This window comes from Galbibacter sp. PAP.153, from assembly GCF_037029175.1.
Classification (GTDB): domain Bacteria; phylum Bacteroidota; class Bacteroidia; order Flavobacteriales; family Flavobacteriaceae; genus Galbibacter; species Galbibacter pacificus.
This window is the reverse complement of record NZ_JAZEUN010000011.1, coordinates 76,549-99,323: the sequence shown is the minus strand read 5'-3', so window position 1 is coordinate 99,323 and position 22,775 is coordinate 76,549. Positions and strand designations below refer to the sequence as shown.

The window sequence follows — 22,775 nt, the reverse complement described above, 5'->3', positions numbered from 1 at the left end:
AATTAGGCGATAAAGGTATTAAAACATTTAGGAAAGCTGTTTTATATAGCGTATTTTTGATATGAAAATGAAAAATATAAGCGATACCATCCCCCGCGTTTATTCCAAATTATAAAAAAGAACAATGAATAAAGGCATTTATATTGCTACATTAGAATCCAATAGTGGTAAATCCCTCATAACATTGGGCTTAATGCGCACCCTGTTGGGAAAAACGGCAAAAGTAGGTTATTTTAGGCCGGTTATAGATGATAAAAAAGGAGAAAAGGACAACCATATAGATACGGTACTTTCTTATTTTGATGTTGATATGTCTTATGATGATGCGTATGCATTTACCAGAAACCAAGTAATCCAGAAAAGAAATACAGGAAAGTCCGGAGAAATTATCGATACCATTATTCAAAAATACAAGCAACTTGAAGAACAGTTCGACTTTATCTTGGTGGAAGGCTCCGATTTTTCTGGTGAAGGAAGTGTTTTTGAGTTCGATGTAAATGTGTTAATAGCCAAGAATCTGGGCATTCCTGCCATTTTGGTTGCCAGTGGTGTACATAAAACAAAAGAAGACTTGGCCGGGAGCTTGCAATTGGCATACAATACATTTATCAATAAAGATGTAAACGTAATAGCGGTCATTGCCAATAAAATAAATGCCGAAAACTTGGAAGTTGCTAAAAAGGAGCTTAGAAATTTTCTCCCGGAAGATGTGGATGTATTTGCAATTCCGCGGCTAGAATCGCTGGCGAACCCAACTATAAAAGAAATTGTTCTGGAGCTGGACGGGAAAGTACTTTTTGGAGAAGAATTTCTGGACAATCAAACAGGGAGTTTTGGCGTTGGGGCCATGCAATTAAGAAACTACATTACCAAATTAAGGCACAACAGCTTGGTTATTACCCCCGGAGACAGGGCAGACATTATTTTGGGCGCCTTGCAGGCAAACATATCCAGTAATTATCCGCGTATATCGGGTATTATTTTAACGGGCGGACTTATCCCGGAAGAGCCTATTTTAAAATTAATAGATGGTTTGTCGCAGGTGGTTCCCATTATTTCGGTCGAAGGCGGTACATTTGGCGTAACCAATAAGGTAGGGAATATAAAATCGAATATCTATGCGGATAGCATCCCGAAAATAGAAACCTCCATTAGTACTTTCGAGAGCCATGTTTCCATAGATACACTTGCAGAACGCCTTACCAGCTTTAAAAAAACAAAAGGGGTTACTCCAAGAATGTTTCAGTACGGACTTATAACCCGCGCGCGGCAGGCCAAAAAGCACATTGTCCTGCCCGAAGGTACCGACGACAGGATTTTACATGCCACGGCCCGTTTACTGGCCATTGATATTGTAGATATCACACTGCTTGGCGAGAAGGACAAGATCCTGGATAAAATAAACAATCTGGGAATTGTGCTCGATGTTGAAAAACTACATATTGTAAACCCTACAGAATCAGAACATTTTAACGATTACGTTACTACTTTCTACGAACTGCGGAAGCATAAAAACGTAAACTTGGACATTGCCCGAGATTGGATGAGCGATGTCTCTTATTTTGGCACCATGATGATTTACAAAGGGCACGCAGACGGAATGGTCTCTGGCGCCGTACATACCACACAGCATACCATTCGCCCGGCGCTTCAGTTTATAAAAACCAAACCCGGGGTCTCGGTGGTATCTTCCATATTTTTTATGTGCCTCGAAGATCGTGTGTCTATTTTTGGCGATTGTGCCATTAACCCAAACCCTACCGCCGAAGAACTTGCCGAAATTGCCATTTCATCGGCCGAAAGCAGTAGCGCCTTTGGTATCGAACCTAAAATAGCCATGCTTTCCTATTCGTCCGGTACATCGGGGAAAGGAGCCGATGTGGACAGGGTGCGGCAGGCCACCGAAATAGTAAAAAGCCAGCGCCCGGACTTAAAGGTCGAAGGCCCCATTCAGTACGACGCCGCCGTAGACATTACCGTAGGAAAAAGCAAATTGCCCGACTCTGAAGTAGCCGGACAGGCAAGCGTATTGATATTCCCCGACCTGAATACGGGAAACAATACCTACAAAGCCGTGCAAAGGGAAACCGGTGCTTTGGCAATAGGCCCCATGTTGCAGGGCCTTAACAAACCGGTGAACGATTTGAGCCGGGGCTGTACCGTAGACGATGTTTTTAATACGGTTATTATAACCGCAATACAGGCACAGGGAATATAACTGGGAGCAGAAATAAAAATAAAGGAAACAGAGAATTAGAATAAGGAAACATGAAAAAAATATTAGTCATCAATTCGGGAAGTTCTTCCATAAAATTTCAACTTATTAAAATGCCGGGTGAAATAGTAATAGCCGCCGGCCTTGTTGAGCGAATTGGCCTGGACAATTCGGTCATTCATTACAAATCGAAGAAGATGAACATTTCCGAGCAGGTTAAAATTGCCAATCACGAAGACGGGTTAAAAAGAATAGCTGCTTTATTGATGGATACCGAGAAAGGCGCCATTGCCAATATAGAAGAAATCGATGCCATTGGCCACCGCGTAGTACATGGCGGTAAAGATTTTGCCGATACCATTGTAATAGACAAAGATGTAAAGGCCACCATAAAGCGCTTGTTTTCCTTGGCCCCGCTGCACAACCCGCATAATTATACGGGCATTGAGGTGGCCGAACAGGTATTTCCCAATGCAACGCAAATTGCCGTTTTCGATACGGCTTTTCATCAAACGTTGCCGGAAAGAGCATACCGATATGCCATTCCGAATAAATTATTAGACGAAAATTACATCCGGGTGTACGGTTTTCATGGTACAAGCCATAAATATGTTGCAGAGAAGGCACAGGATTTTATCAGTAAAAAGAAATCAAAGGTAATTACCGTCCATTTGGGGAACGGTTGCAGCATTACCGCCATTAAAAACGGGAAAAGTATAGACCATTCGTTGGGTTTTGCCCCTGTGAACGGCCTTATTATGGGTACGCGCAGCGGCGACATAGATCAATCCATTATTTTTTATATGGTAAATACATTGGGGTATTCCCTCAACGATGTTAGCGAACTGCTCCATAAAAAAAGTGGCATGTTGGGCTTAACGGGCTACAGCGACCTGCGCGAAATAGAAGAAGCCGCCGCCAACGGAAACCAGCAATGCCAATTGGCACTGGAAATGAACGCTTACCGGATTAAAAAGTACATTGGCGCCTATGCGGCGGCCATGAACGGACTGGATGTAATTGTGTTTACCGCGGGAATTGGCGAGAACAGCAGTGTGTTGAGGCGCATGGTCTGTCAGGATATGGATTATCTGGGCATAGAGCTTGAAAACTACAAAAACAATGTACGCTCCAGCGAGAACAGGATTATTAGCAAGGAATCGTCCAAGGTATTGGTCTTGGTCATCCCTACCAACGAAGAATTGGAAATAGCCAAGCAAAGTTACCAGTTGCTGGTATAAATGTTTGTACGAAACATATAAAAAAGGGCAATCAATATGGCTTGGTTTCCCTTTTTTTTATGGGTACTGGTCCAAAAACTTTGCTTTAAGCTCTGGGGTAGGGAGCGGGCAACCTTCTTTTTTGCCAAACCATTTATAGCGGTTCCTGGCAATAAAATTATACAGGGCATCGCGGAGGCTTTCTGGCAAAATATAGTTAAAAACACCAAGAACGCTCCAAAAACCGCCAATTTCCTTTGCAATTTCCAAGGCGGCCGACGATTTTACATAATAGGCCACATTAGGCTCTATAAGTACAATGGAATCTGTTACCGAGGGGTCTATATTTCTTTCGGATAACAGCTTTTTTCCTATATCGCTTTGTAATGAAGCAAACCGGAACACGTCTTTCTTGTCCCTTTCAATAACAAAATTCACGGTGCTGTTGCAAAGGTTGCATACGCCATCGAATAATATAATTTTCTTGTCCTCCAGGTGCTCCATGTTGTATATAGCTGTTTACTGTTACAAAGATATTAAATAGATACGCTCGCGAGCCACATGGCAACGGTATTATAATGCATTTAACATCCCGTTCCCGTTACTGGGCGGCCTGTTGCTTTTTATATCTTAGCAAAGCTTCCACCAAATAATAATCGCCATAGGTCAAAGGAACGTCTACTTCCGAGTTGGCAGGCATGTGCCCTACGCCGTGCTTTAAAATAAATCCGCCGTTGGTACCTTTTTGTGCAAGGTATTCGGGAGAGAGCAGGGTTTTTAATATATTTTCGGCTTCGGCAAGGTATTTCCCATTGGTATAGGTAGAAAGTTCCATGAGCGCAGCTGCAATAATTGCTGCGGCCGACGAATCTCGTAGGGCATCCGGGATATTTGGTGCGTTAAAATCCCAATAAGGTACGCCGTCCTTGGGGAAATTTGGATGATTCAGTATAAAATGTGCAATGTTGGTGGCCTGTTGCAGGTACTTTTCATTTTTTGTTTCCCGGTACATAACCACATATCCATAAAGCCCCCATGCCTGTCCGCGGGCCCATGCCGAATTATCTGCGGCACCTTGATTGGTAATGCGTTTCTTTACCTTTCCCGTGGCCTCGCTATAAATTACTTCGTGGTACGAGCTGTAATCTTCCCGGAAATGATTTTCCAAGGTCGTGTTGGCATGTGCAATGGCTATGTTGGCATATTTTTGGTCTCCGCTATGCTTGCTTGCCCAAAAGAGGAGCTCTAGGTTCATCATATTATCTATAATAACAACCAGATCGCCTTTTTCGGCCTTGTTCCAAGGAGCGCTGTCCCAGGAGCGTATGGCCTTAACGGTATCGTTGTAGCGCGTAGCCAAAGATCTGGCACTGTTCATCAAGATTGTTTTATATGCTTTGGAGTCTTCAAGCCGTTCGGCATTGCCAAAGCTACAGTACATCATAAACCCCAAATCGTGCGTAGAAGTATTGTATTGTTCCTTTTTAAGGGCCTGCAACGATTTTAAGGCCTCGTTTTTTAATTCGGCATTGCCCATTGCTTCATATAAATATAAAAGCGTACCCGAATAAAAACCACTGCACCACCACCCAGAGTTGCTTGTTTCCAGGCTATCGGTAGTTTTATGGTATGTTTTAGGGAAACGGCCATCGGGCAGGCGGTTGGCCATGTATATGTATTGCTCTGCGGCTGTTTGTAAAGCCTTATCTATTTGCGTACGCAAGTTTGTTTCTTGTTTTTGGCACGACAACAGCAAACAGCAAATGGTAATTATAAGTAAGTAACGGTTTTTCATCGATGTTTTGGTTATAAGATTGCTTAAATATTCTTTTTTGGTTGACATTAATAGGTTATGCATCACAAAATACAATCTTTCTTAAACATAGTTTTCCTTCAGAAGAAAAAATGACACTTTATAACTATTTATCAGTTATTTGATATATATGAGGAAGGGAAAAAGATACATAGGAAGCTGAAATTTGTACGTGGGAAGCCAAAAAAATGGATAAGCAGGCAAAAAAATGCAATTGCAGAGGTAAAATGTGCGTGTGCAGGGGTAAAAAATGCGATTGCAGGGATAAAATGTGCATGTGCAGAGGTGAAAAATGCGATTGCAGGCAAAAAATATGCGTGTGCAGGTACATAAAATACATAAGAACTGCTTTTTGATATTTAAAAAGGGTAAAATGATAGAAAGGATAAATATTTGTACATTCGGTTTTTAAATAGCAGTAATACAGGGCCACCATGAAGCTTCATTATTTAGACAGGACAGATACGGAGTTCAATTCTTTTTCGGTTACCAGAAACAAACACAAGCATTTCCTCAAAGTTTGGCATTATCATCCCGAATTAGAGCTCGTGTTGGTACTAAAAAGTACGGGAACACGCTTTATTGGCGATAGTATCGAGAAATTTCATGAAGGAGACGTGGTGTTAATAGGGGCAAACCTTCCGCATATGTGGATAAACGATGCCGCATATTACCAAGATGGGTCCAAACTACGGGCAGATGCCATTTCTATTCACTTTAGAAAGGATTTTTTAGGAAATTCCTTTATGGGCACCAAAGAGTTAAGGCAAATAAACCATCTTATGGACAAAGCACAGCAAGGTATGGTGTTCCACAACCTTCCTACCCAAACCGTAGACCTATTGAAGAAGACCGAAGCCGATGCGTCGCTGTCGCCTTTTAAAAAGTTGTTGTTATTGCTCGATGTGCTGGACCAGTTGGCTCGTCATAAAGGCTATAGTGTGCTATCGAGCAAGGGTTTCCTGACTTCTTTTAGCGAAGGGGACAATAAGAACCTAAAAGCAGTCTACGAGTACATATTTAAAAACTTTAATCACCCCATAAGTGCCACAGATGTGGCCCGGGTTATCCATATGAACCCTTCGGCTTTTAGCAGGTTCTTTAAACGCATCCACCGTAAAACATTTACAGCCTATTTAAACGAGATTAGAATAGGGTATGCCTGCAAACTTTTGTTGGAGGGGAAGCAAAAGATACTATCTATTTGTTACGATAGCGGGTTTAACAACATTTCCAACTTTAATAGGCAGTTTAAAAAGATAAAGAAGATGTCGCCTACTGAATTTCTCGATTTATATGCCCAATAGACACCAAGGGCAAAAAAAGTATCATGGTTTGTAATCTCAGGGGTGGAATTTAATATCCTTCTAAAATAAATTTGAAAAGATTAATTTTAATGATGGATAAAGAAATTACTATTATAGATGTCTTGGTGAAGGATATTCGGTTCCCGACCAGTAAATTTTTGGATGGATCTGATGCAATGAACACCGATCCCGACTATTCTGCTGCTTATGTAATACTAAAAACAGATGATACGCGGTACGAAGGGCATGGGCTTACCTTTACCATAGGTAGGGGGAACGAATTGTGCGCGGCGGCCATACAATCGTTGTCGTATTTAATAAAAGGCAAAAAGTTATCGGGTTTTACCGCCAACATGGGGGCTTTTTGGAAGCTAATAACGGGCGATAGCCAATTGCGCTGGCTCGGGCCAGAGAAGGGAGTTATCCATTTGGCCACGGGTGCCCTTGTAAATGCCGTATGGGACCTCTATGCAAAGGTAGAAGGGAAACCCCTGTGGAAACTCTTGGCAGATATGCCTGCTGAAGAACTGGTAAGGTGCATAGACTTTACCTATATAACCGATGTTGTTACCCCGGCAGAGGCCATTGCCTTTTTAAAGGCAAAAGAAGAAGGAAAACAGGAACGGATTGATTATTTGCTTAAAAAAGGATATCCGGCCTATACCACATCTGCGGGTTGGCTGGGCTATGCCGATGAAAAAATGCGACGGTTGTGCCGGGAAGCAAAGAAAGAAGGCTTTAAATATATGAAAATCAAGGTGGGTTCTAACCTGGAAGACGACATAAGGCGGGCAACCATTATCCGGGAGGAGATAGGCGGGGACCTACAGCTAATGATGGATGCCAACCAGAAGTGGGACGTAGATGAAGCCATTACAAACATGGAATCCCTTAAAAGGTTCGACCCCTGGTGGATAGAAGAACCCACCAGTCCCGACGATGTTCTGGGCCACGCAAGGATTGCAAAGGCCATTGCCCCCATAAAAGTAGCTACCGGAGAACATTGCCAGAATAGGGTTATCTTTAAACAGTTAATGCAGGCCAATGCCATGCAAATTTGCCAGATAGACAGCTGTAGGGTAGGTGGGGTAAACGAAAATCTTGCCATAATGCTCATGGCGGCCAAGTTTAACATCCCTGTTTGTCCGCATGCCGGGGGCGTTGGGCTTTGCGAATACGTGCAACACCTATCGATGATAGATTTTATTGCCATAAGCGGGTCTATGGATAACAGGGTGATAGAATATGTAGACCATTTGCACGAGCATTTCCTGGATCCGGTAGTTATAAGGAACGGTGCGTACATGCCGCCACAAAAGCCGGGGTACAGCATTACTATGAAGAGCAAATCAATACAAGATTACAGCTTTCCGGAAGGAAAGGAATGGAAATCAGTATAACAGAAACGATTATTTACATGGGATTCAGTTTAAAAAATAAAACAGCTATTATAACCGGTGGCGGAAGCGGTATCGGGAAAGCGATATCCGAGAATTTTGCCCAAAACGGCGCCTTTGTGCACATCTTGGAGCACAACGAGGTCAATGCACAGGAAACCATAGAAGGCATACTTGCCAAAGGAGGGAAGGGAAGCTGGAAAAAATGCGATGTATCCAACCAGGAACAGGTAAGCGGCGTTGTAGCAGAGATAGTTGCAGGACATACAGTGGATATTTTAATCAACAATGCCGGGATTGCGCATGTGGGGAACGTGGAACACACTTCGGCAGAAGATTTCGACCGTATTTACAACGTGAACGTAAAAGGGGTATACAATTGCATGCATGCCTTGGTGCCGGTGTTTAAAAAAAATGGCGGCGGCGTAATTATCAATATGGCATCCATAGCATCTTCGGTAGGGATTTCCGATAGGTTTGCGTACTCCATGTCCAAAGGTGCGGTGTTAACCATGACATACTCGGTAGCAAAGGATTATGTTGCAGCGAACATCCGTTGTAATTCCATTTCCCCGGCACGGGTACACACGCCTTTTGTAGATGGCTTTATTGCCAGCAATTATCCTGGGAAAGAAAAGGAAATGTTTGAGAAGTTGTCTAAAACACAACCCATGGGAAGGATGGGAAAGCCAGAGGAGATTGCCAATCTTGCCCTGTACCTGTGCAGCGATGAAGCATCGTTTATTACGGGAACAGATTTCCCCATTGATGGCGGGTTTATAAAGTTAAACGGATAAATACAACAAAAAATATATAGATGAAACTAATTCGATTTGGACAAGCAGGTAAAGAACAACCGGGAATACAACTTGAAGATGGAAAACGCATAGACGTAACTGCTTTTGGAGAAGATTACAACGAAGATTTCTTTGGTAACGGGGGTGTGGATAGATTGCGTGCATGGTTGCGTGTAAACAAGGCCAACTGCCCGGAAATTTCAACCGAGGTACGCTTGGGTCCGCCCTTGGTACGGCCTTCAAAATTGATATGCGTAGGACTTAACTATGCAAAACACGCCGAAGAAAGCGGGATGGACATTCCAAAGGAGCCGGTACTGTTTTTTAAGGCAACATCGGCCATTGTGGGTCCCAACGACGATCTAATTATTCCAAAGGACAGTAAAAAAACCGATTGGGAAGTAGAACTTGCCTTTGTAATCGGTAAAAAAGCTTCGTATGTTGCCAAAGAAGATGCCATGGATCATGTTGCCGGCTATGTGTTGCACAACGATTATAGCGAAAGGGAATTTCAAATAGAACGGTCGGGGCAATGGGTAAAAGGGAAGAGCTGCGATACTTTTGCACCGCTGGGACCTTTTATTGCTACCAAAGATGAAATTGCTAATGCAAACAACCTTCACCTATGGTTGAAGCTTAATGGACAAATGATGCAGGACAGCAGCACGTCCGACTTTGTTTTTGATATCCCGACCCTTGTAAGTTATATTAGCGGGTTTATGACATTGCTCCCCGGAGATGTTATTTCCACGGGAACCCCTTTTGGTGTAGGGATGGGCTTAAAATCACAACGTTATTTACGGCCCGGCGATGAGGTAGAATTGGGAATAGAAGGCTTGGGCGTTTCCAAACAAACGGCAAAGGCATACCAAAAAGTGTAATTACAATGCAAATAGACAGCCACCAACATTTTTGGCAGTACAACCCGGTTCGTGATGCTTGGATAACCGATGCTATGAAGGAAATCCGCAGGGATTTTATGCCCGCCGACCTAAAAAGTGTTTTGGAGCAAAATAATATGGATGGTTGCGTGGCAGTTCAGGCAGATCAGTCGGAAGAAGAGACAGATTTCCTGTTGAAACTAGCAGAGGAGCATAATTTTATAAAAGGGGTCGTAGGCTGGGTAGATTTGCTAGCCGAAAATGTGGAGGAACGGCTGCTTCATTTTACATCGTATAAAAAATTTAAGGGAGTTCGGCATATTGTCCAAGCAGAACCTATGGGATTTATGGAACAAAGCAACTTCCGAAGGGGAATAAAGGCCTTGGGCAAGCATAATCTAAGTTACGATATATTAATTAAGCCCCGGCAACTAAACGAGGCAATTAATTTGGTACGTAGTTTCCCCCGGCAAAAGTTTGTGCTCGACCATATGGCAAAGCCGGCAGTATCCAACGGTATGGATACACAATGGAAAGATGCCATTACCGGGCTAGCCTTGCATAAAAATGTGTTTTGTAAGGTCTCCGGCCTGGTTACCGAGGCAGAAAACTTTAAATGGAACGGGCAAGACCTTACTGCCTTTCTTGAGGTAGCAACCAATGCCTTTGGAACGGAAAGATTACTATTTGGTTCCGATTGGCCTGTTTGCCTGGTCGCTGCCCAATACAAAGAGGTAAAGGAAATTATAACCAATTACTTCAAAGGCAATCAACTGGAAAGGGTAATGGGTACAAACGCCATACAATTTTATAATATAGACAACTAAAAAAACCGACCAACATGAAATTAAAATACCTTGGCCTAGCTTTTATGGCAATGTTTCTTTCTTCCTGCAAGGAGGCATCGGTACAAAAAGAGAACGGTATAACCGATATCTGGTACAAACAGCCAGCAAAAGATTGGATGCAGGCACTTCCAGTGGGAAACGGGCGTTTGGGCGCCATGGTTTTTGGAGACACCAATAAAGAACACATACAGTTAAACGAAGATTCCATGTGGCCCGGGGGCGCTAACCTTGGGAACAGCAAAGGGACTCCCGAAGATTTAAAAGAACTGAGAAGATTAATCGATGAAGGCAAAGTGCATGAAGCCGATAAGTTTATTGTTGATAAATTTTCGTTTAAAGGGATTACAAGGTCGCACCAAACTGCGGGAGACCTGCTTATAGATTTTAAGCACAAGGGCAAAGTTACCAAATACAAACGCGGATTGAGCTTTGCAAACGCATTGGCTTCTGTAACGTATGAAGTAGATGGGGAATTGTATACCGAAAAGGTAATAGCTTCCCGGCCAGATGATGCATTGGTTATTCAATTGGAAACATCGGCAGGCGCGGGAATGGATTTCGACCTGCAATTATCAAGGCCCGACGATGCAGGGCAACCAACCGTGGAAATACATACACCGGAAGAAAACGAAATGGTAATGAATGGCACCGTTACCCAATTGGAAGGAAAAGTAGCCGATCAGCCGCACCCAATGAAGGATGGGGTGCACTTTCAAACCCGTTTGAAGGCAAAAACAGACTCCGGGACAATAAAATCCAATAATGGGAAGCTGGAATTACGGGGCGTGAAAAAGGCGGTAATCTATTTGGTAACGCAAACCTCGTTTTATCATGAAGAATTTGAGAAGGTAGCCGAAGAAAATATGGCAAAGGCATCTTTAAAACCTTTTGATGAACTTTTAAAAAAGCATACCGAAGATTTTGGTAAGTTATACAACCGTATGGCTTTTAAGTTGGGCGAGGAAACTTTGGATTCACTTCCAACAGACGAACGGTTGCAAAAATTTAAGGCAGGGAACCCCGATCTGGATCTGGAAGCAAAACTTTTCCAGTATGGGCGTTACCTATTAATTTCCTGTTCCAGGCCGGGAACCAACCCCGCAAACCTTCAAGGGCTGTGGAACAACCATATTGTTGCGCCGTGGAATGCCGATTATCATTTAAACATCAATTTACAAATGAATTACTGGCCCGCCGGGGTTACCAATTTAAGTGAATGCCAACTGCCGCTATTTGATTTTGCCGATAAACTGGTAAAAAGGGGGGAAGTTACGGCCAAAGAACAATATGGAATCAATCGCGGTGCCGTGGTGCACCATACCACCGATTTATGGGCGCCTACCTTTATGCGCGCGGCACAGCCCTTTTGGGGGTCATGGATACACGGTGGCGGGTGGCTTGCCCAACATTATTGGGAGCAGTACCGTTTTACGCAAGACACGGTTTTTTTAAAGGAAAGAGCATATCCGTACTTAAAGGAAATGGCCTTATTCTACTTAGATTGGCTACAAAAGGACCAAGCCACGGGGCAATGGATTTCGTACCCGGAAACATCTCCCGAAAACTCCTATCTTGCTACCGATGGAAAGCCTGCGGCTGTGTCAAGAGGCACGGCAATGGGGCAACAGATTATAGCCGAGGTGTTTGCCAATACTTTACAGGCGGCTACCGTTTTAAATATTGAAGATGATTTTATTGCTGAAGTAAAAGCAAAGCAAAAAGATTTAAAATCGGGGGTAATTATAGGCAAAGACGGGCGTATTTTAGAATGGGACAAACAATATGATGAACCGGAGAAGGGACATAGGCACATATCGCACTTATATGCACTGCATCCCGGAGACGATATTACCGAAGCAACCCCCGAAGCCTTTGAAGCTGCCAAAAAAACTATAGCATACCGGTTGGAACATGGTGGCGCCGGCACAGGATGGAGCAGGGCATGGATGATTAATTTCAATGCGAGGTTGCTCGATAAACAATCGGCAGAAGAAAATATCAATAAGTTTTTTGAAATTTCCCTGGCCGATAATTTGTTTGACGAGCATCCGCCTTTTCAGATCGACGGGAACTTTGGCTATACCGCAGGAGTTGCAGAACTGCTCCTGCAATCGCATGAAGGCTTCTTGCGCATTCTGCCAACGTTGCCGGAAAACTGGAAAACAGGAAAGATAAGCGGACTTATGGCAAGGGGCAATATCGAGGTAGGCATAACATGGAATAACGGGAAATTGGTTACATTGACCTTGCTTTCCCCGATAAATAAATCTGTTGATGTAAAATACGGAAGCACTACAAAAACAATTAACCTAAAGGCAAATACAAAAATGTATTTGGGCGAAGGGCTGAATAAAATTGAAAAGTAAAATGACAAAACAAGTTTTCCTGCTATTTTTTACCGCACTTGCTTTTATTTCCTGTGCCGAGAAAGAACCTGCGCCCGTCGGGCCAATACCTTCCAAAAGGCAATTGGCATGGCAACCGTTGGAGTATTATGCGTTTGTTCATTTTAATATGAATACGTTTACAGACATGGAATGGGGCTTGGGAGGCGAATCGCCTAAAACGTTCAACCCCACCCATCTCGATACACGGCAATGGGCAAAAACAGTGAAGAAAGCAGGGATGAAAGGCATTATTTTAACTGCAAAACATCATGACGGGTTTTGTTTATGGCCTACCAAAACTACCGAGCACTCCATTAAAAATTCGCCTTACAAAAATGGAAAAGGGGATATTGTTAAGGAATTGGCAGAAGCTTGCAAGGAAAACGGATTGAAATTTGGCGTGTACCTTTCTCCTTGGGACCGAAACAATAAAAATTATGGTAAACCCGAATACGTTGCTATTTTCCATCAGCAGTTACGGGAGTTATTGACCAATTACGGCGATATTTTTGAAGTTTGGTTTGACGGGGCCAACGGCGGAACGGGGTATTACGGCGGTGCCAATGAAGAACGCAAAATAGACAATAAAACCTATTACCAATGGGAAAAGGCCATTGCAATTGTTAGGGAACTACAGCCAAAAGCCGTTATTTTTAGCGATGGCGGCCCCGATATACGTTGGGTGGGCAATGAAGAAGGCTGGGCAAACGAAACCAATTGGAGCATTATGCGGCGCGATGAAATATACCCCGGCTGGCCACGCTACAAAGAATTGCGAAGCGGTCACGAGGATGGTACACATTGGTTGCCTGCCGAAGCCGATGTTTCCATAAGGCCGGGCTGGTATTATCATGCTTCGGAAGATCATCAAGTAAAAACCTTGGCGCAATTGGTGGATATTTATTACAAATCGGTTGGAAGAAATGCATCTTTCTTGTTGAACATCCCGGTAGACAAACGTGGGCTGGTTCACGAAAAAGATTCAATTCAACTGATGAAGCTCCGCAGGCAATTGGATAAGGATTTTGCCCAAAACGTGGTTTCGGAGGCAAAAACAGAGGCTTCCAATAGCCGCAGCAAAAATTACAGGGCCCACATGGCCATTGATGGCAACCAAAACACGTATTGGGCAACGGAAGATTCGGTTACTTCGGCAAGCGTTACGCTTTCATTCCATAAGCCACAAATGGTAAACCGGGTTTTATTGCAGGAATACATTCCGCTTGGGCAGCGTGTTAAAAAGTTTAAAATAGAAGCCAAAGTAGATGGAAAATGGAAACTTATCGACGAACAAACAACCATTGGTTATAAACGGATTTTAAGGTTTGATAGGATAGAGGCATCAAAAGTGAAAATAGCAATAGAAGCATCAAAAGGACCTATTCTACTGTCGAATATTGCCTTGTACAATGCCCCTAATTTATTGGTGCAGCCCATCATCAAAAGAAATAAAAATGGAATGGTTTCATTGCAAGTTCCAGATGATGCCATAGAAATTTATTATTCCGTTGACGGAACAGAACCTACTTTAAATTCACCTAAATATTCCCGACCGTTTATGGTGAACGAACCAAAAATATTGAAAGTAATTGCATACAATCCCGAAACAGAGGATCAAACAGGTGTGTTGACCAAAAAACTGGAAACCGCCAAAAAGAACTGGAAGGTGCTGGAAGCTTCTTCGGGAAAACAAACAGCTGTTGCAAAGGTAATTGATGCCAACCCTGAAACGTATTGGGCGACCGATGCCAGCGATACGGCAAGGGAAATTAGCATAGATTTTGGGGAAAATATAGTTATAAAAGGATTTTCGTACACACCAATGCAGGCCCGGTTTCCATTTGGGATTATAACCGATTATGAGTTTTCGGTAAGCACGAACGGGAAAAACTGGAAAAAGATTTCCCAAGGAGAATTTGGGAATATTGTAAACAACAGAATAAAACAGGAGGTAAATTTTACGCCCGTTGAAGCACAATATATTAAATTGAAGGCGATAAAAGTGGCGGGCGACGATGTGCGGGCAACTTATGCAGAAATTGGCATACTAAAAGATTAGGGATATGGACTTAGCATTGAAAGATAAAATTATACTAGTAACTGGAGGCGATAAAGGCATTGGGCTTGGAATTAGCAGGGTTTTGGCCAAGGAGGACGCATTGCCTATTATTGTTGGACGCACGGAAAAAGATGTTTTAAAGGCCGTAACAGAAATTAAAGAAAATGGTGGAAAAGCCGATTACGTTTTAGCAGAACTTACCGATCCGGATGCTTGTAAAAAGGTTGTTGCCAAAGTAATAGAAACTCATGGAACCATTCACGGATTGGTAAATAATGCCGGGGTTAACGATGGGGTTTCACTCGAAAATGGCAATTTTGAAAGTTTTATGGCCTCGATCAACAAAAACTTGACCCATTACTACTTAATGGCACATTTTTGTTTGAAGGAATTAAAGAAAAATCAAGGAGCCATTGTAAACATAAGCTCTAAAACGGCAGAAACGGGGCAAGGCGGGACTTCGGGCTATGCCGCCGCCAATGGTGGCCGAAATGCCTTAACGCGCGAATGGGCGGTAGAATTATTGCCTTATAAAGTAAGGGTGAATGCCATTGTGGTTGCCGAAAGTTATACCCCTTTGTATAAAAAGTGGATTCATACGTTTTCGAATCCAGAAGAAAAGTTAAATGAAATTACAGCTCGTATTCCGTTGGAAAACCGAATGACAACCCCGGAAGAAATAGCCAATACAGCAGCTTTTTTACTTTCTTCTAAATCCAGCCACACTACCGGGCAATTGCTGTATGTAGATGGCGGATATGTGCATTTGGATCGTGCTATAAAACCTCAAGGGGAAATTTAAGTTTCGTTGCCAAGAATAACATCCTTTTGATTGCTTTTTGGTAATTGGGACGGGACAGGCCGAAATTGCCCAGTGTATGAAAAAACAACTAATATCTTCATTTTAAATAATCCGAACATTGTTTTTTAGACGAACAACAGCAGATTGTAGCTAAACAACCTTGACAATTTTACCGCAAAAAAAAGTTACCGAAAACTAATTGTTTACAATAATTTAATATTTAATTTAGGAACGTTTTATAACGAACTCATCCTGGCTTCAATCAAAAAAGTCAAGATGAATTCAGTAAATTCAACCAACCTAAAACCATGTTATTACAACTTTTTTTTAAGAGAAATCTATATCTCTTTGTTCTATTATGTTCGTTTTATTCTTTCGCACAGTTTCCTAGGTTTAAAGCTCTGGTCTTTTATAGCACGGAAGTAGAAGAAGCCCATGTAAATTTTGCTAATGACGCAATTGCTTACTTAAAAGATTTAACCATTGGAGATGGTTTTATATTGGAAACAACAACCAATATGGACGATTTATTGTTGGACGATCTGCAATCGTATTCGTTGATAATCATGTTAAACGATTTTCCGCATACCCAACAGCAAAGAGCAGCTTTTGAAAAATATATGGATAATGGCGGTGGATGGCTCGGGTTTCATGTATCGGCATACAACGATAAAACTGCCAATTGGCCATGGTTTGTTGATTTTTTGGGTGGCGCTGTTTTTTATACTAATAATTGGCCACCAATGCCCGCAAAAATTATAGTTGAAGATACAATGCACCCCGTAACCAAAGGCATGCCCAAAACTTATATAGCACCAGCTAATGAATGGTACCAGTGGAAACCCAGCCCGCGCGAAAACCCCGATGTAAAAGTATTGGCATCCCTTTCGGAAGACAACTATCCATTTGGGCTAAAAGACATTATTCAAGGTGGTGATACTCCTGTAGTTTGGACGCACACAAAATACAGGATGGTTTATATGAATATAGGTCACGGGAGCAGGATTTTTAAGGAAGCTGTTCAAAACAGGATGGTAATTGCGGCTTTAAAGTATGTGGTTTCTACGGATAAAAAAGGAAATGTATTTAAATATTAATTGATGAATGCAAAAAACTTCAATCGGATATTAGCTATCGATATAATGCGGGGAATTACCTTGTTCCTCATGCTTTTTGTTAACGACTTATACGAACCCGGCGTGCCAAAATGGATGGTGCACACCAAAGCTACCGAAGACGCCATGGGATTAGCCGACTGGGTTTTTCCGGGCTTTTTGTTTATGGTTGGTTTATCCATACCATTTGCCTTTATGTATAGGCAAAAAAAAGGGGAGGGCACGGCCAAGCTTCTTTGGCACATTGCAGTTAGAACCCTGAGCTTGTTGTTAATTGGGGTTTTGATGGTCAATATCCATAGGTTAAATCCGGAACTGGCCGGGATAAACCAAAACCTTTGGGCCATATTGGTTTATATTTCTATATTTTTAATTTGGAATACGTACCCAAACTCTAAAAATTACAACATTGTTTTCAAGGCATTAAAACTTATTGGCGTAATTGGTTTAATTATACTTGCCTTTATTTTTAAAGCAGGAACCCCCAATGACCCGCAATGGTTAATTACCAGCTGGTGGGGAATTTTAGGTTTGATAGGCTGGGGATATTTTGCCGCTTCGGTTTCTTATTTGCTTGCAAAAGGAAGCTTTGTAAAGGTTAGCTTGATCTGGTTACTCTTTATTGCCTTGAATGTACTTTCACTGCTTGGACTTTTAACTTTTTTAGACGGGGTAGCACCCTATTTTGGAGTTTTGGTGAGTGGGAATGTGCCTTCAATTGTTATCTGCGGGCTATTGGTAGGTATGATTTTAAAAAAATACAAGCTTCAACCAGATAAATTGTTTAAAATATTGATTCCCTTTGGAGTATTGGTATTAACAAGCGGTTTTATATTGAGAAACTGGTTTATTATTTCAAAAATTCAGGGAACCCCAAGCTGGGCAATGATCTGTAACGGTATAAGCATTTTGGTTTTTTGTGTTCTTTTCTTCATAATAGATTATTTAAAGCTTATAAAATGGAGCGCTATATTTAAACCCGCCGGGCAAAATTCGCTTACCACATATCTTGCCCCCGATATTATTTATTTTACCATTTGGGGACTGGGGTTGAATATTTTGTTTTACAAGCAGGAAGAATCGGTATTACTGGCAGTTTTGGGCTCTGTTGTTTGGGCATTTGCCATGATTGGCTTTGCCGCCCTTTTATCAAAAATCAATATCAAACTTAAATTATAAAAAAATGAAGAATACGTATTTGCTATTATTTTTTCTATGCATCAACTTTACTTTATTGGCGCAAGACACCTTGCCTTTAAGGGGTTTGGCCATAGCGGCTCCCCAACATAAAAGCGTGGACAGGTTTGTAAAATTTATAGAAGAAGAAGTTGCCCCACGGAAGGTCAACACCATGGTTTTAAGGGTAGATTATAACTTCAAATACCAATCGCATCCCGAATTGGCAGAAAAAGATGGTTTGACACAGGCCGATGTTGATAAAATTGTTGAAGTATGCGTGAAGTCCGGTATTAAAATTATTCCGCAGATAAATTTATTGGGGCATCAGTCCTGGGCGGGATCTTTGGGGAAGCTTTTGGAAGTATACCCAGAATTTGACGAAACCCCACAAATAGAAATGCCCAAAGAATACGAATGGCCAAATAAGGAAGGGCTATATTGTAAAAGCTATTGTCCGCTTCATCCAAAAGTGCACAAAGTAGTATTTGATTTGGTAGATGAAATAACTGCCGCTTTTAAAGCAGATGCTTTTCATGCAGGAATGGACGAAGTTTTTTATATAGCAGACCCAAATTGCCCCAGATGTGGCGGAAGGGATAAAGCCGAGCTATATGCTGGAGAAGTAACAAAGATAAGGAACCATTTGGCAGCTTCTGGAAAGCGTTTATGGATTTGGGGAGATAGGCTTATTGATGGCAAAACAACCGGAATGGGAATGTGGGAAGCAAGCATGAACAATACGTATAGGGCCATTAATTTAATACCCAAAGATGTAATGATTTGCGATTGGCATTACGAAAGGGCAGACCCAACGGCGTCTTATTTTGCCATGCACGGCTTTGATGTGGCCACATGCTCTTGGAGAAAGCCCGAAGTGGCAAAAATACAACAGCAAATGCTTAAAGATTTAAGAAGCAATGCTACCGATGAAATGAAAGACAGGTACAGAGGAATGCTGCATACCGTTTGGACAAGTGCCGAAAACTTTATGGACATGTTTGAAGACAATAAAAATGAAGAAGTGAATGAAGCCACAACATTTAAGGCTATTTTTTAAGCTTGGCCTTAATATTTTATATGGTTTAATGCCCTGAACATACCTATCGGGGCATATTTCTTTTTATTGCTGCGTATATTTTATTTGTATTTTTACAGTATGCTATTGTAAGTTTTGTAGGAATTACCGACAGACATAAAGATATAATACTTTTGGCATGAAAAGCTATTTACACGATTCCCCATTTAAAATAAGCATTAGTTTTAATAAACTTTTGGAAATGTACGAAGAAGTAGCCAAGAACGGCTCGAAGCTTCAGGCCGAAAATGCAAGGCAAATACTTGAAATGGCAGATGCTTATCCGGAATTGAGGCATGGTTTTTCAGACTTGAACAAATGCGGGGATTACAAAGAGCAAATAGAAATACTTTTACAGGATTCGTTTTCGCCCATACTTTCCAACAACGAAATAAAAACGGCCGGACTTCCTTTTGACAATAACATCTTTAAGTCTTCCCAGCGTTTTAAAAAAATATTAAAAGATGCAGGGGACGGTTACGATTTGCAAATTAGGAACGTGCCCGAGGAACAAATGTACATTCTTCAATGTGCCGTAATTTTATCGTTTTATTATAAAAAAGGCGATCTGGCCTATAAAAAACCACTTTTTTACGACATTCCAGACAAGAACGGTATTTTAAGGCATTATAGAATACAGTACAATGCAGACTTTATGGAATTTCTCCCGACCGATAAAGCAAAGACCCTTACCGATAAAGATATCGAAGAACTTTTGGATGGTTTTGACAACCTTGAGTTATGGAAAGAAAAATTTCCGCCCAATAGTTGGATTGCGAGCGGTTTTGTTATTTCTAATATTTTTGACGTAACCATAGACGATTCTATTTCCGACTTAAAAACGACCTTGTTGGAACAATCGTCCAGCGATGCCATACTTTTAAACCGTTTTCAGGAAATATTCCGGTCTATTTTCAATATTAGCGATTTACAAACGGGTTTCTCTGGATACGATGAGCATTCGTATGTTTTTGAGAAATTAACCAAAGGGCTGCCCAGTTATTTGCTATGGGAAAAGCATGAAGAAGACTGCGACACCATTTTGTGCGAAAAATCGAGTCAGATCCTCAAAGGCGAAAAAAAATACTTTTCAATTTCAGATATTGAGAAAGCTTATAAATTATCGCAAGGCGCAATGCCATACAGGGCATTGTACCACCAAGGATATAAAAGCGCCATTTTAATTCCCATAACAAACGAAAAAGAGCTTTTGGGCGTACTAGAACTGGTTTCTAAAAGAAAATACGAGTTAAACAGCATCAATGCCAACAAGCTTAACGATGTTCTTCCGTATATCACCGCAGCGGTTATCCGCAATAAAAACGAGCATGCCAATGCCATTGAGGCGATTATTCAAAATGAGTATACTTCCATTCACGAAAGTGTAAAGTGGAAATTTGTAAAAGAGGTAAAACATTATTTGGAAGAAAAAAACAGAGGGAATATTATTTCTTTTAAAGATATTGTTTTTAAGGATGTATTTCCTTTGTATGGGCAAATAGACATTAAAAACTCGTCTATAGCCAGGAACAAGGCAACCCAAAAAGATTTAATAACGCAGCTTGAACAGTTAAGCCTAATATTCGACCGCGTCACCAGTTTGATGAAATTCCCAATTTATGAGGAATATCAATTTAGGGTATTGTCGTATTTAGAAGAAGTAAAAAAATCTTTTAAAACAGGGACCGAACAAATTGTGATGGATTTTCTAAAAGAAGAAATACATCCATCGTTGGAGCAAATAGCCATATTCAACAGTTCCCTGGCAGCAATGGTGACTCATTATGAAAAGGCATTGGACCCATCTTTGAAGATGATTTACGACCAACGTAGAAAGTATGATGATGCCGTTACAAGCATGAACAAAAAAATGGCCAGGATACTGGATGAAAAACAAGTCGAGGCCCAGCATATTTTCCCCCATTATTTTGAAAGGTACAAAACAGATGGGGTAGACCACACCATGTACATCGGAAATGTTATTGCGCCTACAAAAAATTACAGCGATATATACCTTCAAAACCTAAAATTATGGCAATTGGTGGTAATGTGTGCCATGGAAAATGCATATTACGAGCTAAAACCAAGCCTTGGGGTGCCTTTGGACGTTACTTCCTTGATTTTGGTGCACAGTTCTCCGCTTACCATTAAATTTAGAATGGACGAAAAGCGCTTTGATGTCGATGGGACCTACAATGCCAGATATGAAATAATAAAGAAACGTATAGACAAGGCACATATTAAAGGCACCAACGAACGCATAACCAAACCTGGCAAGATTACCATTGTGTATTCTCAAAAAAAGGAAGAAGAAGAATATTTAAGGTACATACGTTTATTGCAGGCAAAGGGCATGCTTTATGACAAGGTGGAAATTAATGAATTGGAGGAATTACAGGGCGTTATTGGGCTAAAGGCCATGTCGGTAGAAATATTGTATACCTATGCCGAAGGAAAGAGCCCATTGACGTTTAACGATCTTATGAAGGTAATTGCTAAATAAACGAAAAAGCTATAATAAAAGAAAAGACCGATAGTATCAACCCTACCATAAATACCATATAAGTAATTCGTAAGAGTTTATATTTTTTGGCCAATACAAGCCCAAGATTATACAGGTCCATGGTCAAAGATTCGTATATATATTCCTTTTCTTTGGTCATTTCCCTTAAAACCGATTCATATTTTTTATAAGGAACTTTATGGAAATTACCGAAAAATAGCAGGTTTACCTTGCGTTGGGCAACATCTTCATCGGTAAATTCTCCTCGTGTAACATTTGGTTTGGTAGAGAGGATGGCAAAAACTACCGAGATAACACTAAAAATAACCAGTACCAAAGTAGGCAACACCAAATGGCTATTGGAGGGACTATCTAATTTTGGAATCAGGTTGGAAAGGGCCAACGAAATAATAATGGCATTAATGGAAAGGAGGATGTTTGCTTTTGTATCTGCAATAGAACTAAGCTGAATATGGTTGCGCAGCGCAACCCTGTAGAGGGTTTGTATGCCTCTTTCGGGGTTTTCCTGCTTCAGCTTGGCCTTTAATTTTTCATTCTTCTCCTTTTGTTTGTCCTTTTTGTTTTTTTTAATCAGTTGGTTTAGGTTGTTAATCTTGCCCTCGCTCCAGTTTTCAATAGCATAAGCCGTATAATACTGATGCATGGTTGCAAAAAGCTTTATATTTTTGTTCCTCCATTCGTCCATGGAAAAATCGGCCACACCGGTAGCGGCCAATTCTTGTCGCAATATCTCAGAAGTATTAACATAACTTTCTTTTGACAAATGGGAACTATCGGCATCCTTAATTATTTTTTCCAATATATTTTGGGGCAGCGCACCCATTTTAGTGGCCATAATGGTACTGCATACCTTGTTGAGCTTTTCGGTATTATTGTAGCCATTTTCTTCTAAAAACTGTTTGGCAATTTTACAGCTTTCCCTTTCATGCTCGGTAGGGTTTTGCGTATATCCCGTATCGTGGAACCAAGCAGAAAGCATAATAATTTCTTCATCTTCAGCAGATATTTTAAGTGCTTCGCATAATTTTTTTGCACTCGAAACTACTCTTTCTGTATGGATCAGATTATGATATAAATAGTTTTTACCTAACTTCGTAATTAGTAAGTTTTTTACATAGTCCGACGACTTATCAACTATATCGTTCATGGAATTTTA

The 22,775-nt window shown here is 41.3% G+C and carries 17 protein-coding genes; 14 read left to right on the top strand and 3 right to left on the bottom strand.

Features of this window, described 5'->3' with window-relative positions; genetic code table 11:
• Positions 1-124 precede the first annotated feature (124 nt).
• Entirely contained in the window at positions 125-2,218 is a 2,094-nt protein-coding gene (gene pta / locus UXI14_RS08865) for a phosphate acetyltransferase (RefSeq protein WP_335965830.1), read from the top strand.
• A gap of 50 nt (positions 2,219-2,268) precedes the next feature.
• Positions 2,269-3,456: an acetate kinase gene (locus tag UXI14_RS08860; RefSeq protein WP_335965829.1), complete on the top strand. Its 1,188-nt coding sequence runs from the start codon at positions 2,269-2,271 to the stop codon at positions 3,454-3,456.
• A gap of 57 nt (positions 3,457-3,513) precedes the next feature.
• Here UXI14_RS08860 and UXI14_RS08855 read toward each other — a convergent pair whose 3' ends face one another.
• Positions 3,514-3,939, bottom strand: a complete 426-nt coding sequence (locus UXI14_RS08855) for a thiol-disulfide oxidoreductase DCC family protein (RefSeq protein ID WP_277899532.1) — start codon at positions 3,937-3,939, stop codon at positions 3,514-3,516.
• A 97-nt stretch (positions 3,940-4,036) separates the two neighbouring features.
• A complete protein-coding gene (locus UXI14_RS08850; RefSeq protein ID WP_335965827.1) occupies positions 4,037-5,278 on the bottom strand; it encodes a glycoside hydrolase family 88 protein in 1,242 nt (413 codons plus the stop codon).
• Positions 5,279-5,682: 404 nt separating this feature from the next.
• Between UXI14_RS08850 and UXI14_RS08845 the strand changes: the two genes are divergently transcribed.
• From UXI14_RS08845 to UXI14_RS08790, 12 genes are all read left to right on the top strand, one after another.
• Positions 5,683-6,555, top strand: a complete 873-nt coding sequence (locus tag UXI14_RS08845) for an AraC family transcriptional regulator (protein WP_335965826.1) — start codon at positions 5,683-5,685, stop codon at positions 6,553-6,555.
• A 92-nt stretch (positions 6,556-6,647) separates the two neighbouring features.
• Positions 6,648-7,955, top strand: coding sequence for an L-fuconate dehydratase (locus UXI14_RS08840; protein WP_345786377.1), 1,308 nt, complete (start codon positions 6,648-6,650; stop codon positions 7,953-7,955).
• A 17-nt stretch (positions 7,956-7,972) separates the two neighbouring features.
• On the top strand, positions 7,973-8,749 hold the full coding sequence (locus tag UXI14_RS08835; RefSeq protein WP_335965824.1) for a glucose 1-dehydrogenase: 777 nt from the start codon (positions 7,973-7,975) through the stop codon (positions 8,747-8,749).
• Between the two features lie 20 nt (positions 8,750-8,769).
• Complete coding sequence (locus tag UXI14_RS08830) at positions 8,770-9,630, top strand: fumarylacetoacetate hydrolase family protein (protein ID WP_335965823.1); 861 nt, start codon at positions 8,770-8,772, stop codon at positions 9,628-9,630.
• Positions 9,631-9,635: 5 nt separating this feature from the next.
• Positions 9,636-10,457 carry an amidohydrolase family protein gene (locus tag UXI14_RS08825; protein WP_335965822.1) on the top strand — a complete coding sequence of 274 codons (822 nt, stop codon included), beginning with the start codon at positions 9,636-9,638 and terminating at the stop codon, positions 10,455-10,457.
• 14 nt (positions 10,458-10,471) lie between these two features.
• Positions 10,472-12,844 carry a glycoside hydrolase family 95 protein gene (locus tag UXI14_RS08820; RefSeq protein WP_335965821.1) on the top strand — a complete coding sequence of 791 codons (2,373 nt, stop codon included), beginning with the start codon at positions 10,472-10,474 and terminating at the stop codon, positions 12,842-12,844.
• Position 12,845: 1 nt separating this feature from the next.
• Positions 12,846-14,924 carry an alpha-L-fucosidase gene (locus UXI14_RS08815; RefSeq protein WP_335965820.1) on the top strand — a complete coding sequence of 693 codons (2,079 nt, stop codon included), beginning with the start codon at positions 12,846-12,848 and terminating at the stop codon, positions 14,922-14,924.
• Positions 14,925-14,928: 4 nt separating this feature from the next.
• A complete protein-coding gene (locus UXI14_RS08810; protein WP_335965819.1) occupies positions 14,929-15,726 on the top strand; it encodes an SDR family oxidoreductase in 798 nt (265 codons plus the stop codon).
• Between the two features lie 308 nt (positions 15,727-16,034).
• Positions 16,035-16,823, top strand: a complete 789-nt coding sequence (locus tag UXI14_RS08805; RefSeq protein WP_335965818.1) for a ThuA domain-containing protein — start codon at positions 16,035-16,037, stop codon at positions 16,821-16,823.
• Between the two features lie 3 nt (positions 16,824-16,826).
• Positions 16,827-18,020 (top strand): DUF5009 domain-containing protein, encoded by a 1,194-nt coding sequence (locus UXI14_RS08800; protein WP_335965817.1) that lies wholly within the window; start codon positions 16,827-16,829, stop codon positions 18,018-18,020.
• A 4-nt stretch (positions 18,021-18,024) separates the two neighbouring features.
• Positions 18,025-19,077: a family 20 glycosylhydrolase gene (locus UXI14_RS08795; RefSeq protein ID WP_335965816.1), complete on the top strand. Its 1,053-nt coding sequence runs from the start codon at positions 18,025-18,027 to the stop codon at positions 19,075-19,077.
• A 157-nt stretch (positions 19,078-19,234) separates the two neighbouring features.
• Entirely contained in the window at positions 19,235-21,598 is a 2,364-nt protein-coding gene (locus tag UXI14_RS08790) for a GAF domain-containing protein (RefSeq protein ID WP_335965815.1), read from the top strand.
• Here the strand turns inward: UXI14_RS08790 and UXI14_RS08785 are convergent.
• Positions 21,591-22,766 (bottom strand): Pycsar system effector family protein, encoded by a 1,176-nt coding sequence (locus UXI14_RS08785; RefSeq protein WP_335965814.1) that lies wholly within the window; start codon positions 22,764-22,766, stop codon positions 21,591-21,593. The genes UXI14_RS08790 and UXI14_RS08785 overlap by 8 nt on opposite strands.
• Between the last annotated feature and the right edge of the window lie 9 nt (positions 22,767-22,775).